The sequence below is a fragment of the Limimaricola sp. AA108-03 genome (assembly GCF_050847355.1).
Taxonomy (GTDB): Bacteria; Pseudomonadota; Alphaproteobacteria; order Rhodobacterales; family Rhodobacteraceae; genus Limimaricola.
In genome coordinates, this window is record NZ_CP193755.1 from 212735 (window position 1) to 227783 (window position 15049).

The window sequence follows — 15049 nt, forward strand, 5'->3', positions numbered from 1 at the left end:
GGGCATGGCCGATCTGTTCGACAACCTGCCCGACAGCCAGCAGGAGCGCGCTCCGGCGGCTGCGCCCGAACCGTCGGGGCACCGGCCGCTGGCCGACAGGCTGCGACCGCGCAGCCTCGGTGATGTCATCGGGCAGGAGCAGGTGCTGGGGCCCGAGGCCCCTCTGGGCGGCATGCTCGCCGCCAAATCGCTTTCCTCGCTGATCCTTTGGGGCCCGCCGGGCGTCGGCAAGACCACCATTGCGCGGCTTCTGGCGGACGCCACCGACCTCGCCTTCGTGCAGGTCAGCGCGATCTTCACGGGCGTGGCCGATCTGAAGAAGGTGTTCGAGGCGGCCAAGCTTCGGCGCGGCCAGGGGCGCGGCACGCTGCTTTTCGTCGACGAGATCCACCGCTTCAACAAGGCGCAGCAGGACGGTTTCCTGCCGCATATGGAAGATGGCACCATCCTCCTCGTCGGCGCGACCACCGAGAACCCCTCGTTCGAACTGAACGCGGCGCTACTGAGCCGGGCGCAGGTGCTGGTGCTGACCCGGCTCGACCTCGCCGATCTCGAGCGCCTTGCCCAGCGCGCGGAGAAGGAGCTGGGCCGATCGCTGCCGCTCGACGGAGCGGCGCGCGAAGCGCTGCTCGAAATGGCGGACGGCGATGGCCGGGCGCTGTTGAACCTGATCGAGCAGGTGGCGGCGTGGAAGACCGAGACGCGGCTCGGGGTCGAGGCGCTGACCACCCGGCTGATGAAGCGTGCCGCGAAATACGACAAGTCCGGGGACGAGCACTACAACCTCATCTCGGCGCTGCACAAATCCGTGCGCGGTTCCGATCCGGATGCCGCGCTCTACTGGCTGGCGCGGATGCTGACCGGTGGCGAGGACCCGCGCTATCTCGCGCGGCGCATCACCCGCATGGCGGTCGAGGACATCGGACTTGCCGACCCGCAGGCGCAGACGATCTGCCTGCATGCATGGGAGACCTATGAGCGGCTTGGCTCGCCCGAGGGCGATCTGGCGCTGGGGCAGGCGGTGATCTACCTCGCGCTCGCGCCGAAATCCAATGCCGGCTACGCCGCCTTCAAGGCGGCCATGGCCGAGGCGCGCAAGACAGGCTCCGAGCCGCCGCCCAAGCATATCCTCAATGCCCCCACCCGGCTCATGAAGGAACAGGGCTATGGCAAGGGCTACGACTACGACCACGACGCCGAGGATGCCTTCTCGGGGCAGAACTACTTCCCCGAGACCATGAAGCGCCCGGTCTACTACACCCCCGTGGATCGCGGCCATGAGCGCGAACTCCGCAAGCGGGTCGAGTTCTTCTCCGGCCTGCGCGAGAAGCGCAGGCGGGGCGAAGGGCGGTAGCCCGGCAGGGGGGGGCGCTGCCCCCGGCCTGCGGCCTCCCCCGGCGTATTTGGGAAAGATGAACAGGGGCGGCGCTTGACAAGCCGGGCCGGCACAACGACACCGCGCGGATGATGACATCCCTTGCATTGGTGGCCTTCGGTGGCGCCGCGGGCGCGAGCCTGCGATTTCTCGTGGGGCAGGCCGTGGCCTTTCCCATGGGCACGGTCGCCGTGAACGTCGCGGGCAGCTTCGCGATCGGCGCGCTGTTCGTGTGGCTTGCGGGTCGCGGCGCGCCTCTGGCGCCGCTGCTGATCACCGGGCTGCTGGGCGGCTTCACCACCTTTTCGGCCTTCTCGCTCGACGCGCTGCGCCTCGTCGAGGCGGGCCGCATGAGCGCGGCGCTGGCCTATGTGGCGGGATCGGTCATTCTCTCAATCGTGGCCTGTGCTTTGGGCCTCTGGATCGCAAGGAGCCTTTCATGAGCGGCGTGCAGACCATCACCGTCGGGGCCGACGAGGGCGACCAGCGGCTCGACCGCTGGCTCAAGCGGCGGTTTCCCCATCTGGTCCAGACCCGGATCGAGAAGATGTGCCGCAAGGGCGAACTGCGGGTCGAGGGCGGTCGCGTGAAGCCCGCGACGCGGCTCGAGGTCGGCCAGAGCGTGCGCGTGCCCCCCATTCCCGAGGCGCACGAGGTCGAGAGCCGGCCAGTGGACCGCAGCCAGATTTCCAAGAAGGACGCGGAGATGATCCGCGGCTGCGTGATCTACCGCGATGACCACATCATCGCGATCAACAAGCCCGCCGGCCTGCCGACCCAAGGGGGCTCCGGCGTTTCCAAGCATGTCGACGGTCTCGCCGAGGCGCTGCGCGACGGCTTCGAGGACAAGCCGCGCCTCGTGCACCGGCTCGACAAGGATACCTCCGGCGTGCTGCTGCTGGCGCGCACCCGCACCGCCGCCAAGGGGCTGACCGAGAACCTCAAGCACCGCGAGACACGCAAGATCTACTGGGCCGCCGTCGCCGGTGCGCCGCAGCCGCGCGCGGGCATCATCAAGTACGGCCTCGTGAAGGCGATGGGCCATGGCAAGGGGGGCGAGGGCGAGCGGATGCAGTGCATCCACCCCGCCGAGGTCGACAAGACGCCGGGCGCAAAGCGCGCCACCACCGAATTCGCCACGATCAGCGCGCTGGGACAGCGGGTGTCGTGGATGGCGCTGGTGCCGGTGACGGGGCGCACCCACCAGCTGCGCGCCCACATGGCCGAGATCGGCCACCCGGTTGTGGGCGACGGCAAATATGGCGGTTCGAGCCAGGAAAATCTCGGCGATGGCTGGGGCTCCGGCCTTGGCGCCGAGATCGACCGCAAGCTGCACCTGCATGCGCGCTCGTTGAAGATCGAGCACCCGGTGACCAAGGCGGTGCTGCAACTCGTGGCGCCGCTGCCCGAGCACATGGAGCGGACCTGGGACTTTTTCGGATGGGATGCGCGCGAGGCGCCGATGGACCCCTTCGATCCGAACGACCCGCTGGCATGAGCGACCTGCGGCTGGTGATCTTCGACGTCGACGGCACGCTGGTCGACAGCCAGCGCGACATCCTCGCCGCGATGGCGGCCGCCTTCGCCTCGGAGGGGCTGGAGACGCCGCCGCGCGAGCGGGTGCTGTCGGGCGTCGGGCTGTCGCTGCCCGAGACCTTCTTGCGGCTGGCGGGGGACCGGGACGGTGACACCCGCGCTCGCATGATCGCGACCTACTGCACCGCCTATGCCGATCTGCGGCAGGCGCATGGGCCCGAAAGCAGCCCCTTCTATCCCGGGACGCGCGAGGCGCTCGACCGGCTTGCGGGCGAGCCCTTCACGCTTTTGGCGGTGGCGACGGGCAAGTCGCGGCGCGGGCTCGACCGGCTGATCGAGGCGCATGGGCTGGAGGGGATGTTCCACAGCCGACAGACCGCAGACGACCACCCCTCCAAGCCGAACCCGGCGATGATCCAGGCCGCGCTCATTGATACCGGCGTGGCGGCGCGGCGGGCCGTGATGGTGGGCGACACCCGCTTCGACGTGGACATGGCGCGCGCCGCGGGCGTGGCCTCGATCGGGGTGGGCTGGGGCTACCAGCCGGCGGCCGGGCTCATGGCCGACCGGATCATCCACGACTGGGCCGGGCTCGCGCCCGCGCTCGACGAGCTGACGGAGACGACCTGATGAGCGAATGGAAGGCCAAGCGGTTCTGGAAAGAGGCCGACATCGCCCCCACAGACGGCGGCTGGCAGGTGCTGCTCGACAGCCGGCCGGTGCGCACCCCCGCCAAGGCGGCGCTGGTGCTGCCGACGCAGGCGCTGGCACGGGCGGTCGCCGCCGAGTGGCAGGCCCAGGAGGAGCGGATCGATCCCCGCAGCATGCCGGTCACCCGCACCTCGAACTCGGCGATCGACAAGGTCGCCCTGCAGCGTGCCGAGGTGGCCGAGATGCTGGCGGCCTATGGCGGTTCGGACCTCCTGTGCTACCGGGCCCTCGGCCCGGCCGAGCTGGTGGCCCGACAGGCGGTCGAGTGGAACCCCTTGCTCGACTGGGCGAGGGAGCGTTACGGCGCGGGGCTCTCCACCGTGTCCGGCGTCATGCCGGTAACGCAGGACGCGGCCGCGCTGGACCGGCTGTCGGCCCCGGTGCGCGAGATGGAGCCATTCGCCCTCGCGGCCTTTCACGATCTCGTGGCACTGTCGGGCTCGCTGGTGCTGGCGCTCGCGGTCATCGAGGAGCGTCTGGAGGCCGAGGAGGCCTGGCGCCTGTCGCGGCTCGACGAGGAATGGCAGATCGAACAATGGGGTGCCGACGAGGAGGCGGAGGCGATGGCGCAGGTCAAGCGCGCCGCCTTCCTCGACGCGGCCGCCTTCTGGCGGCTGCTGCACTAGGCGGCACCTCGACCGGTTCTGCGCATCCTGAGCGGGCGGTTCATCGGTGAACCGCCCGTTTCGCATGCGCCCCTGCTTATTTACCCCGCGTCTGTGTCCGGCAAGGACAGGGGCCAGCCCTTGACCTGACGGCGAAAGATTGCCCAACTGGCGCCGTCGGGATCTTAACGGTCCTTGCAGATCGCCGCGCCGCGTGGCGGCCCGGCAACAAGAATGCCGCCCCCGCCAAGAGGGGCCGCAACTCAGGAAGAGGTTATTCATGAAGAAATCCGTACTCTTCGGCGCGCTGACCGTCACCGGTCTCGTCGCCGGAGCGGCGCAGGCCGCCACGCTTGACGATGTCAAGGAGCGGGGCGAGCTGAACTGCGGCGTGGTGACCGGCCTGGCCGGCTTCGGCGCCCCCGACGCCAACGGCGTCTGGGAGGGCTTCGACGTCGCCGTCTGCCGCGCCGTCGCCGCCGCCGTGCTGGGCGATCCGACCGCCGTCAACTTCGTGCCCACCACCGGCCAGACCCGCTTCACCGCGCTAGCCTCGGGCGAGATCGACATGCTGGCGCGCAACACCACCTGGACCTTCTCGCGCGACACCGATCTCAAGTTCGATTTCGCCGGCGTCAACTATTATGACGGCCAGGGCTTCATCGTGCCGACCGCGCTGGGCGTGTCCTCGGCCAAGGATCTCGACGGCGCCACCGTCTGCATCCAGACCGGCACCACCACCGAGCTGAACCTTGCGGACTTCTTCCGCAACAACAACATCAGCTACGAACCGGTCCCAGTCGAGACCAACGCCGAGGCGCAGCAGCAGTACCTCGCCGGTGCCTGCGACGCCTACACCACCGACGCCTCCGGCCTCGCCGCGACCCGCGCCACCTTCGAGAACCCGGGCGAGCACGTGATCCTGCCCGAGATCATCTCCAAGGAGCCGCTCGGCCCGCTGGTGCGCCATGGCGACAACGAGTGGGGCGACATCGTGCGCTGGACCCTCAACGCGCTGATCGCGGCCGAAGAATTCGGCGTGACCTCGGCCAATGTCAACGAGCTGGCGGCCGCGCCGGGCACCAACCCCGAGGTGAACCGCCTGCTGGGCACCGAGGGCGAGCTGGGCGCGATGATCGGCCTCGAGAACGAGTGGGCCAAGAACGCGATCGCCGCCGGCGGCAACTATGGCGAGATCTTCGAGAAGAACATCGGCGAGAACACCCCGATCGGTCTGGCGCGTGGTCTGAACGCGCAGTGGACCAATGGCGGTCTGATCTACGCGCCGCCGTTCCGCTAAGCATCCCGGGAGGGGCGTTCCGCGCCCCTCCCCACCAATCACGGACAAGGCGCGAAGCGCCGCCGCCCCCCGAGTGCAGGGCGCAGCCGGAGCAACCGGCGCGCAACCGGCGAGGGGACCAACGGGGACCATTGCATGACCACGACCTCGGATGCTCCGAAGGCCGGTTTCCGGCCGAGCCAACTCATCTACGATACCCGCTACCGCTCCCTCACGATCCAGGTGATCGCCTTCATCGCGCTGATGCTGGGGTTGAGCTGGCTGGTATCGAACACCATCGCCAACCTCTCGGCACTGGGCAAGGATTTCGACTTCGGCTTTCTCGGCCAGCGCGCGGGCTACGACATCAACCAGCGCCTGATCGAATATGACAGCGCCTCGTCCCATGGCCGAGCCGCGCTGGTAGGGATTCTCAACACGCTGCTGATCGCGGTGCTGGGCTGCGCGCTGGCCACCGTCGTCGGCGTTCTGGCAGGGGTGCTGCGCCTATCCAAGAACTGGCTCGTGGCCAAGCTGATGGCCGTCTATGTCGAGGGCTTCCGCAACATCCCCGTGCTGCTGTGGATCCTTCTCGTCTTCGCCCTGATGACCGAGGCCACGCCGCAGCCCCGCGATTTCCGTGAGGGCGGCGACGCCTCGATGATCCTCGGCGACACCATCGCCATCACCAATCGCGGCGTGTTCATCCCGGCGCCGTTCTGGGGCGCGGGCGCGGGCATCCTGCTCGCCGTGTTCCTCGTGTCGCTGGTCGCGATCTTCTTCTGGCGGCGCTACGCGCATCGTACGCAGGAGCAGACCGGGCGCATCCTGCCGATCGGCTGGGGCACGCTGGGGCTGCTGATCGTTCCGACCGCCGTCGCCTTCCTGGCGCTGGGCATGACCTCGGGCCGGGTGACGCAGCCGGTGCTGGCCACCGGTGCCACCGAGGGCATGACGCTGACCGATTACGCCGCCAGCCAGCAGACGATCAACGCCTGCGCGGTGCCGTTCTCCACCGAATCGCTGAACCTGCGCCGGCTGATGCGCAGCCAGGAGATCCGCTTCAACTACGTCGCCGTCGAGGACGCCGCGGGCGCACTCGCCGCGCTCCAGGCGGGCAACTGCAACGTGCTGTCGCTGCCGGCCTCGGTCGATCTCGCCACCGTGCCTGCGGGCGCCGTGGCGCTGTCCGACACGATCCGCCGCGGCATGCCGGTGGAGTTCGAGCGCCCGGTGCTGGGCGGCTTCAACTTCGAGGGCGGGCTGCAGCTTCGCAACTCGCTGATCGCGCTGTGGCTGGCGCTGTCGCTCTATACCGGCGCCTTCATCGCCGAGAACGTGCGCGGTGGCATCCTGTCGGTGTCCAAGGGCCAGACCGAGGCAGCCTACGCGCTGGGCATCAAGCCCTCGCGCACCATGCGGCTGGTGATCCTGCCGCAGGCGCTGCGCGTCATCATCCCGCCGATGATCTCGCAATATCTCAACCTCACCAAGAACTCGTCTCTGGCGATCGCGGTGGGTTACATGGATGTGCGTTCGACATTGGGCGGTATCACCATCAACCAGACCGGCAAGGAGCTGGAGGGGATGCTGCTGCTGGGGCTGTTCTACCTCGTCACCAGCCTCGTGATCTCGAGCGCGATGAACCTCTACAACGCCAGCGTGAAGCTGAAGGAGCGCTGAGATGTCCGACACGCATGCGCAAACCGTCTCCTTCGTCCGCGAGAGCATGATCCCGCAATCCGAGCCGCCGGCGGGCAACCGCGGCGCCGTCCTCTGGATGCGCGAGAACCTGTTCTCCGGCTGGTTCAACATCATCACGACGCTGATCTCGCTCTACGTGATCTGGTGGGCGCTGTCGCACACCATGCCATGGGCGCTCAGGGGCATCTGGGACGCCTCGTCGCTCAGCGAATGCCGAGAGATCCGGGACGCCACGCTGCCCGAGGGTACCTCGGCCGCCTGCTGGGCGGTGCTGACCGACCGTTGGCAGCAGCTGATGTTCGGCTTCTACCCGCGCGAACTCTACTGGCGCCCGGTGCTGTCGCTGATCATCTTCCTCGCCGCCATCGCGCCGGTGCTGTTTCCGCATACGCCCCGCAAGGCGCTGGCGCTTACCGCGGTCTCGCCCTTCGTGATGTTCTGGTTGCTCTGGGGCGGCTCGGTCTGGTTCCCGGTTTCGGTCGCGCTCGGCTTCGTGCTGGGCTGGGCCGCGTGGCGGGCGCTGGCGCCCTTGGCGGGCACGCTCATCGCCTCCATCGTCGCGGCGGCGCTGCCGATCATCTACTGGCTCTACACGGCGGGCCCGCTCGCGCGGGAACTGGAGCAGGCGGTGTCGCTGAGCATCGAATACGTGCCGAGCCAGGATTTCGGCGGGTTCATGCTCTCCTTCATCATCGGCATCGCCGGCATCATCCTGTCGCTGCCGCTGGGCATCCTCCTGGCGCTGGGGCGGCAGTCGGACCTGTTCATCATCAACAAGATCTCGGTGGGCTTCATCGAGATCATCCGTGGCGTGCCGCTGATCGTCTGGCTGTTCACCGCGTCCCTGCTGCTGAACTACTTCCTGCCGCCGGGGACCAATTTCGACCTGATGCTGCGGGTCATCATCATGGTGACGCTCTTCGCCGCGGCCTATATCGCCGAGGTCGTGCGCGGCGGCCTCGCCGCGCTGCCTAAGGGCCAGTACGAGGGCGCCGACAGCCTCGGCCTCTCCTATTGGCAATCGATGCGGCTGATCATCCTGCCGCAGGCGCTGAAGATCTCGATCCCCGGCATCGTCAACACCTTCATCGGCCTGTTCAAGGACACGACGCTGGTGGTGTTCATCGGCCTGCTGGACCCGATCGGCCTCAGCAACGCGATCCGCGCCTCGACCGCGTGGAATGGCATCTACTGGGAACTCTTCGTCTTCATCGGCCTGCTGTTCTTCATCTGCTGCTTCAGCATGTCCCGCTATTCGCTGTATCTGGAGAAAAAGCTCCAGCGCGGCCACAAGTAAGGAGGGTGTGATGACCGACACCACCACCGCCCGCACCATCGATCGCAGCCAGATGCAGGTCTCCGACGAGGTCGCGATCGAAATTTCGAACATGAACAAGTGGTACGGCTCGTTCCACGTGCTGCGCGACATCGACCTCACCGTCTATCGCGGCGAGCGGATCGTGATCTGTGGGCCTTCGGGCTCGGGCAAGTCGACGCTGATCCGCTGCATCAACCGGCTCGAGGAGCATCAGGCCGGCAAGATCGTGGTCGACGGGATCGAACTCACCTCGGATCTGAAGAACATCGACAAGATCCGCTCCGAGGTCGGGATGTGCTTCCAGCACTTCAACCTCTTCCCGCATCTGACGATCCTCGAGAACTGCACCCTCGCGCCGATCTGGGTCCGCAAGACCCCCAAGCGCGAAGCCGAGGAAATCGCGATGCATTTCCTCGAGAAGGTGAAGATCCCCGAGCAGGCACACAAGTATCCCGGCCAGCTCTCGGGCGGTCAGCAGCAGCGCGTCGCCATCGCGCGGAGCCTGTGCATGAAGCCGCGGATCATGCTGTTCGACGAGCCGACCTCGGCGCTCGATCCGGAGATGATCAAGGAGGTGCTCGACACCATGATCGAGCTGGCCGAGGAGGGCATGACCATGCTCTGCGTGACCCACGAGATGGGCTTCGCGCGGCAGGTCGCCAACCGGGTGATCTTCATGGATCAGGGCCAGATCGTCGAGCAGAACGAGCCGGAGGCCTTCTTCAAGAACCCGAAATCCGACCGGACGAAGCTGTTCCTGAGCCAGATCCTCGGCCATTGACCGCGACGCGGCGCGAAAGGCCGCGAAGACGGGCGTTCAGCCAATGAAGCAGGGAAGGGGGGCGCGAAAGCGGCCCCCTTTCGCCGTTCAGAGGTCGGCGGGAATGCCGAAGGCGGCGACGCGGCCCTTGCCGATCGCGGCCCAGTCCCGCGCATCGAATTGCAGCACCGTGACCGCGCAGGTCGGGTAGTCGCGAAAACGCGGATGCGCCGGGGCCTCGGACGCCAGATCGGCGGCGAGGCGGCCGATGCCGGGGTTGTGGGCGACGAGTGCAACCCGCTGGGCCCGCACGTCCTTCAGCGCCGCCAGAAGCTGGCGCGGCGGGGCGGCGTAGAGCGTGGCCTCGTGGCGGATCTCGGGCGCCTCGGCCCATTCGGGCTGCATCAGCGCCAGCGTCTCGCGCGTGCGCACGGCGTCCGAGCAGAGCACCAGTTGGGGCACGTGCCCACCCGCCGCGAGCCAAGCACCCATGCGCGGCGCGTCGCGGCGGCCGCGCGCCGCCAGCGGCCGAGCACGGTCGCGCAGCCCGGAATCGCCCCAATCGGACTTGGCGTGGCGGATCAGGACGAGTTCGAGGCTCATGTCTCGTTGCGCGGCTTCATCCGGCTCTCGCTCGAGCGAATGATCGAACCGGCGCCATGCTCGGTGAACAGTTCCAGCAGCGAGGCATTGGGCAGGCGGCCGTCGAGGATCACCACGGCGCGCACGCCCTGCTCCAGCGCCATCAGCGCCGTCTCGGTCTTGGGGATCATGCCGCCGGCGATGGTGCCGTCGGCGGTCATCTGACGGACCTGCTCGGGGGATAGCTGGGTGACGACCTCGCCGCTCGCATCCTTGACGCCCGACACGTCGGTCAGCAGCAGCAGCCGATCCGCCTTGAGCGCGCCGGCGATGGCACCGGCGGCGGTGTCTCCGTTGACGTTGAAGGTCTCGTTCGGGTCCATGCCGGTCGCCACCGGCGCGACCACCGGGATGATGCCGGCGCCGAACATGTCGCGCAGCACCTGCACGTTCATCTCGACCGGGCGGCCCACGAAGCCCAGCTCGGGATCGTCGGCCACCGCGACAATCAGGTCGTCATCCTTGCCCGAGAGACCGACGGCGCGGCCGCCCTCATCCATGATGGCCTGAACGATGCGCTTGTTGACGAGACCGGTCAGCACCATTTCGACCACCTCGACGGTGGCCTGGTCGGTGACGCGCTTGCCGCGCACGAAATCGGACTTGATGCCGAGCTTGCCGAGCATTTCGTTGATCATCGGCCCGCCGCCATGCACGACCACCGGGTTCACGCCGACCTGGCGCATCAGCACGATGTCGCGGGCAAACTCGGCCATCGCATCGGCGTCGCCCATGGCGTTGCCGCCGAACTTCACCACGACGATCGCGCCGGAATAGCGCTGCAGGTAGGGCAGGGCTTCCGAGAGCGTCTTGGCGGTGGCGATCCAGTCTCGATCCATCTTCTGCGTCCTCATCAGAGGCCCCTGTTCAATGCGTCAGGAAAGGCGTCAGGAAAGCCCCGCGATGATCGCGCGGAGCGTCTCGATGCCGTCGCCCTTCTCGGAGCTGGTCAGTACCAGCTCGGGATAGGCGGCCGGGTGTTTGGCCAGCGCGGCGCGGGTCAGGCCGAGGCTCTGCTCCAGCTCGCTCTTCTTCACCTTGTCGATCTTGGTCATCACGACCTGGAACGGCACCGCCGAGCGGTCGAGCAGCGTCATGATCTCTTCGTCGACCTTCTTGGCACCGTGGCGCGCGTCGATCAACACGAAGGCCCGGCGCAGGGTGGGGCGGCCCGAAAGGTATTGCTTCAACAGCCGCTGCCACTTCTCGACCACCGCGACCGGCGCGTTGGCAAAGCCGTAGCCCGGCAGGTCGACGATGTAGTGGCTGTCGGCGGCGGTGAAGAAGTTGATCTCCTGGGTGCGCCCCGGCGTGTTGGAGGCGCGCGCCAGCGCCTTGCGCCCCGTGAGCGCGTTGATCAGGGACGACTTGCCGACGTTGGAGCGCCCCGCGAAGCAGACCTCCAGCCGGTCGGCGGGCGGCAGGCCCGACATCGCGACCACGCCCTTGAGGAACTCGACCTCGCCGGCAAACAGAAGCCGCCCCGCCTCGGCCGCGTCGGGCTCGGGCGGGGCGGCCTCGGGAAAGCTCATCTGCATGCCGCTCACTTCTTCGGCTTCCCGGGCGCGTTGGCGGCCTTGGCCTCGGCGGGCTTGGGCTTGCGCTTGAAGCCCGAGCGGATGTTGCCGAACACGTCCGGCTTGGCACCATGGCTGCGCATGATCGCGTATTGCTGGACGAAGGTGATCACGTTGTTGGTGATCCAGTAGAGCACCAAGCCGGCGGCGAAGTTGCCGAGCATGAACATGAACACCCAAGGCATCCAGGCGAAGACCATCTTCTGGGTCGGATCGGTGGGGGCCGGGTTCAGCTTCTGCTGCAGCCACATCGAGATGCCCAGAAAGATCGGCAGGACGCCCAGCGAGATGATCGCGAGAAAGCTGGTCGGATCGGGCGCGTCGAAGGGCAGCAGGCCGAACAGGTTGAGGATCGAGGACGGGTCCGGCGCCGAGAGGTCGCGGATCCAGCCGAACCACTCGGCATGGCGCAGTTCGATGGTGACGAAGATCACCTTGTAGAGCGAGAAGAAGATCGGGATCTGCAGCAGGATCGGCAGGCAGCCCGAGGCCGGGTTCACCTTGTTCTCCTTGTAGAGCTTCATCATGCCCTGCTGGAGCTTCTGGCGGTCGTCGCCGGCCTGCTCCTTGAGCTTCTCCATCTCGGGCTGGAGTTCCTTCATCCGCGCCATCGAGACGTAGGAGCGGTAGGCCAGCGGGAACACGATCGCCTTGAGGATCACGGTCAGCGCGACGATCGCCCAGCCCATGTTGCCGATCAGCCCGTTGAGGAAGTGCAGCAGCATGAAGATCGGCTTGGTCAGGAAGAAGAACCAACCCCAGTCGATGCTGTCGACGAAGCCTTCGATGCCGCCTTCGTTCTGGTAGCCGCGGATCGCCTCCCATTCCTTGGCACCCGCGAAGAGGCGGGTTTCGGAAGAGGCGGTGGCGCCGGGCGCGACCTCGACAGCTGGCAGCACGGCATCGGTCTGGTACACCTCGGAACGGTCGGAATAACGCACTACGGAGCGGAACGGCGTGCCCGGCTCGGGGATCAGCGTGGTCATCCAGTACTTGTCGGTGAAGCCGGTCCAGCCGTTGCCGGCGACCTCGGCCACGTCGACCCGGCCCGCGCCGCGGGCATCGGGTTCGAGATCGGGCATGTCGCCGTAGTCGATCTCCTCGAGCGTGCCGTCGGTCATCCGCACCACGCCTTCATGCAGGATGAAGAAGCCTTGGGTGTCCGGCTCCCCATGCCGCGCCACGAAGCCGTAGGGGGCGAGGGTGACGGGCGCTTCGGTGGTGTTCTCGACGGTCTGCTCGACGTCGAACATAAACTTGTCATCGACCGAAACGGTGCGGCGGAAAACGAGGCCTTCGCCGTTGTCCCAAGACAGCGTCACGGGGCTGTCGGGGGTCAGCGTCTCGCCGCTTTCCAGCGTCCACAGCGTGTCCGGGCCGGGCAGGGGGCCGGCCTCGCCGCCGACCGGGGCCCAGCCCCAGACCGCGTAATAGGGCGTGTCGGAGCCGACAGGCGACAGCAGCCGCACCAGCGGGCTCTCGGGGTCGAGCGTCTCGTGGTAGTCGGCAAGGGACAGGTCGTCGATCCGGCCGCCGCGCAGCGACAGCGAACCGGTCAGGCTCGGCGTTTCGACGGTGACGCGGGGCGCTTCCTGCGCCACCGGGGCAGCTTGCTCCAGCGCGCTGCCGGGTACCGCGTCAGAGGCGGTGCCGGGGCCCAGATCCTCGGTGGGCGCGGTCGAGATCTCGTCGATCTCCGGCGAGGGCGCCTGCTCCTCGGGAGGAAAGATCAGGAACCAGCCCAGGATCACCACCAGGCTGAGCACTGTCGCCAGGATCAGGTTCTTGTTCTGATCGTCCATGAAAAGCTGCCTCGGATCGCCGGAAAAGGTCAGTGGCGGTTCAACAGGGCGAGGGTCCGAAGGTCAAGCTCTTTCGCCCGCGGCGCGCCCCTGCCGCGGCGCCGTTCGCCCATTCCGGCAGGGCCCCGCGCGTGGCGTTCAGATGGCGCGGCGGGCGCGATCGGGGGCGGTCGCATCGGCGAGGCGGGCCCGGATCCAAGCCTCGGCTTCGGGGCGCGGCAACGGGCGGGCAATGCCAAAACCCTGGGCATGGCCGCATCCCAGCTTGGCCAGCATCTCGCGCTCGCCTTGGGTCTCGACTCCTTCGGCAAGGGTCTCGAGCCCAAGCCGCTCGGCCATGGTCAGAATCGCCGAGACCATCTTTTGCTGCTCGGCGTCGCTGTCGATCCGGCTGACGAAGGACCGGTCGATCTTGATGCGCTGGATCGAAAAGCGGCGGATCGCGGTGATCGCGGCATGGCCGGTGCCGAAATCATCGAGGTCGAGCCGGCAGCCCAGCCGGGCCAGCCCGGAGAGGTTGCGCACCACCATGTCCTCGATGCGCTGCGCCACGACGGTCTCCAGCACTTCGATCACGAGCCGGTCCGGCGACAGGTCGAAGCGATCCAGCTCCCAGGCGAGCCGATCGATCAGACGGGGGTCGGCCAGCTCGCTTTGTGAGAAATTGACCGCGACCCGGGGCACCGCCAGCCCCGCCGCGTCCCAAAGCCGCAAGGCGTTGAGCCCGTCCTGAACCATCACCTCACCCAGCCGCCCCATCAGCCCGGCCTGCTCCGCGACGGGCAGAAATTCGGCGGGGGGAATCAAGCCCCGATCCGCGTGGTGCCAGCGCGCCAGCGCCTCGACACCGCTGACCCGACCGTCAGGGATCGAGATCTGCGGCTGGAAATGCGCGGTGATGTCGCCACGATCGAGCGCGGCGGCAATCTCGTCCGAGAGGCTGTTGCGGATGCTGACGCGGTGCTGCATCGCGCTGGAATAGCTGCGGATCGAGGCCGCGCCTCCGCGCTGCGCCTCGATCAGAGCCAGGGTCGCCGCCTGCAGCAGCGCGGTCCCGTCGGAGGAGGGGCTCTTCCCCGCCAGCGCAAAGCCAACCGAGGCGGTGACATGCGCCTGCGTGTCCCCCACCTCGATCGGTTCGGCCAATGCCTGTTGCAACCGCTGCCCCAGCTGGATCGCGGATTCGAGGTCGAGCCGGCGGTCGGGGGCGAGCGCCACGCCGTAGCAGGGCCCGTCGAGGCGCGACAGGCTGTCATCGGCGCGCAGCCCGTCCTGCAGCCGCTCGCCCACCACCCGCAGCACTCGTTCGACCGCCATGCGGTCGTGGCGCTGCTCGATCCGTTTGAAGCCGTCGATCTCGATCACCATCGCTGCCGCCCCCTGCGCCCCGCGGTGTCCGCGCAGCAGCATCCGGTCGAGTGCGGCGGTCAGGGACCGGCGGTCGCCCAGCCCGGTCAGCGAATCCAGAGAGGTGCAGGTCGACAGGATCGGTCGGCCCAGAGCGGCGGCGATGGTGAGCGGTAGCGCCGCCGCCACCATTGCGGCGCCCGGCGCCCCGCCCAGAAGGAGCGCGCCCAGCAGCAGCAACGGTGCAAGGACCTGACCCAGCAGCCGCGCCGGCCAGCCGATTCGCCCGAGGATCGGGGCGCATCCCTGAAGCAGGTGGGTTCGAGCCATGCTGCGCATCCATGCATCCATTCCGCGATGGGCGGCAGGGCGCGGCGGCGCCCAGCCTGAACG

Annotated in this window: 14 protein-coding genes; 9 read left to right on the forward strand and 5 right to left on the reverse strand. The window is 67.9% G+C overall.

The genetic code is table 11. From position 1 onward, the window contains the following. Nucleotides 1–4 precede the first annotated feature (4 nt). The 9 genes from ACRAQ3_RS01140 to ACRAQ3_RS01180 all read left to right on the forward strand — a co-directional run bounded on the left by ACRAQ3_RS01140 (nt 5) and on the right by ACRAQ3_RS01180 (nt 9309). The gene (locus ACRAQ3_RS01140; RefSeq protein WP_432255363.1) at nt 5–1354 is read left to right on the forward strand and encodes a replication-associated recombination protein A; all 1350 of its coding nucleotides are present in this window, start codon (nt 5–7) and stop codon (nt 1352–1354) included. A 110-nt stretch (nt 1355–1464) separates the two neighbouring features. After that, nucleotides 1465–1818, forward strand: coding sequence for a fluoride efflux transporter FluC (locus tag ACRAQ3_RS01145; RefSeq protein ID WP_269395587.1), 354 nt, complete (start codon nt 1465–1467; stop codon nt 1816–1818). Next, nucleotides 1815–2873 carry an RluA family pseudouridine synthase gene (locus tag ACRAQ3_RS01150; RefSeq protein ID WP_432255364.1) on the forward strand — a complete coding sequence of 353 codons (1059 nt, stop codon included), beginning with the start codon at nt 1815–1817 and terminating at the stop codon, nt 2871–2873. The genes ACRAQ3_RS01145 and ACRAQ3_RS01150 overlap by 4 nt, the downstream gene beginning before the upstream one ends. Then, nucleotides 2870–3541 carry an HAD-IA family hydrolase gene (locus ACRAQ3_RS01155; RefSeq protein WP_432255365.1) on the forward strand — a complete coding sequence of 224 codons (672 nt, stop codon included), beginning with the start codon at nt 2870–2872 and terminating at the stop codon, nt 3539–3541. Before ACRAQ3_RS01150 ends, ACRAQ3_RS01155 begins: the two co-directional genes overlap by 4 nt. Then, nucleotides 3541–4248: an ATP12 family chaperone protein gene (locus tag ACRAQ3_RS01160; protein WP_432255366.1), complete on the forward strand. Its 708-nt coding sequence runs from the start codon at nt 3541–3543 to the stop codon at nt 4246–4248. The genes ACRAQ3_RS01155 and ACRAQ3_RS01160 overlap by 1 nt, the downstream gene beginning before the upstream one ends. Before the next feature lie 259 nt (nt 4249–4507). After that, nucleotides 4508–5527 (forward strand): amino acid ABC transporter substrate-binding protein, encoded by a 1020-nt coding sequence (locus tag ACRAQ3_RS01165; protein ID WP_085894957.1) that lies wholly within the window; start codon nt 4508–4510, stop codon nt 5525–5527. A 135-nt stretch (nt 5528–5662) separates the two neighbouring features. Next, entirely contained in the window at nt 5663–7189 is a 1527-nt protein-coding gene (locus tag ACRAQ3_RS01170; RefSeq protein ID WP_432255367.1) for an amino acid ABC transporter permease, read from the forward strand. Nucleotide 7190: 1 nt separating this feature from the next. Beyond that, nucleotides 7191–8507 carry an amino acid ABC transporter permease gene (locus ACRAQ3_RS01175; protein ID WP_432255368.1) on the forward strand — a complete coding sequence of 439 codons (1317 nt, stop codon included), beginning with the start codon at nt 7191–7193 and terminating at the stop codon, nt 8505–8507. Between the two features lie 10 nt (nt 8508–8517). Beyond that, on the forward strand, nt 8518–9309 hold the full coding sequence (locus ACRAQ3_RS01180) for an amino acid ABC transporter ATP-binding protein (protein ID WP_269395593.1): 792 nt from the start codon (nt 8518–8520) through the stop codon (nt 9307–9309). 87 nt (nt 9310–9396) lie between these two features. Here ACRAQ3_RS01180 and ACRAQ3_RS01185 read toward each other — a convergent pair whose 3' ends face one another. The 5 genes from ACRAQ3_RS01185 to ACRAQ3_RS01205 form a co-directional block, all read right to left on the reverse strand. Then, nucleotides 9397–9891 carry a SixA phosphatase family protein gene (locus tag ACRAQ3_RS01185; protein ID WP_432255369.1) on the reverse strand — a complete coding sequence of 165 codons (495 nt, stop codon included), beginning with the start codon at nt 9889–9891 and terminating at the stop codon, nt 9397–9399. Continuing rightward, a complete protein-coding gene (gene argB, locus ACRAQ3_RS01190; protein WP_432255370.1) occupies nt 9888–10784 on the reverse strand; it encodes an acetylglutamate kinase in 897 nt (298 codons plus the stop codon). Before argB ends, ACRAQ3_RS01185 begins: the two co-directional genes overlap by 4 nt. A gap of 33 nt (nt 10785–10817) precedes the next feature. Next, a complete protein-coding gene (gene yihA, locus ACRAQ3_RS01195) occupies nt 10818–11468 on the reverse strand; it encodes a ribosome biogenesis GTP-binding protein YihA/YsxC (protein ID WP_085894951.1) in 651 nt (216 codons plus the stop codon). Nucleotides 11469–11473: 5 nt separating this feature from the next. Continuing rightward, nucleotides 11474–13309, reverse strand: coding sequence for a membrane protein insertase YidC (gene yidC / locus ACRAQ3_RS01200; protein ID WP_432255371.1), 1836 nt, complete (start codon nt 13307–13309; stop codon nt 11474–11476). 138 nt (nt 13310–13447) lie between these two features. Continuing rightward, complete coding sequence (locus ACRAQ3_RS01205; RefSeq protein WP_432255372.1) at nt 13448–14986, reverse strand: putative bifunctional diguanylate cyclase/phosphodiesterase; 1539 nt, start codon at nt 14984–14986, stop codon at nt 13448–13450. Between the last annotated feature and the right edge of the window lie 63 nt (nt 14987–15049).